Below are 447 nucleotides of genomic sequence, written 5' to 3' on the forward strand. Positions count from 1 at the left end.
TGGCCTGAATTGACCGAGACGATCCGCGAGCTTGCGCCGCGCGAGGTCTGGGTGACGCATGGCCGTGAGGAGGCACTGGTGCGCTGGTGCGAACTCGCTGGCGTCCCGGCCCGGCCGCTGCATCTCGTCGGCTATGAGGATGAGGGGGATTGAGGCTGAAACGCACCCGCTGCCATCGCGCGAAAGGTCATCCATGAGAGCCTTCGCCACACTCCTCGACCGCCTCGTTCTCACCCCGTCGCGGGGCGGCAAGCTCACGCTGCTTGCCGACTACTTCCGCGATACGCCCGATCCCGATCGCGGCTACGGCCTTGCCGCCCTTGCCGGCACGCTGGACCTGAAAAGCGTCAAGCCGGCGCTCCTGCGCGAACTCGTGCTGGAGCGGATGGATGAGGTGCTCTTCCGCTATTCCTACGACTATGTCGGCGACCTCGCGGAAACCATCGC

At 66.0% G+C, this 447-nt stretch carries 2 pseudogenes; both read left to right on the plus strand.

The window, feature by feature from the left end:
* Window positions 1-153 (plus strand): annotated as a pseudogene (locus tag ACTIF2_RS27640) (ligase-associated DNA damage response exonuclease); the annotation flags it as partial.
* Between the two features lie 40 nt (window positions 154-193).
* Window positions 194-447, plus strand: a pseudogene (locus tag ACTIF2_RS27645) (cisplatin damage response ATP-dependent DNA ligase); the annotation flags it as partial.

Source organism: Allobosea sp., assembly GCF_051860145.1.
Lineage (GTDB): Bacteria > Pseudomonadota > Alphaproteobacteria > Rhizobiales > Beijerinckiaceae > Allobosea.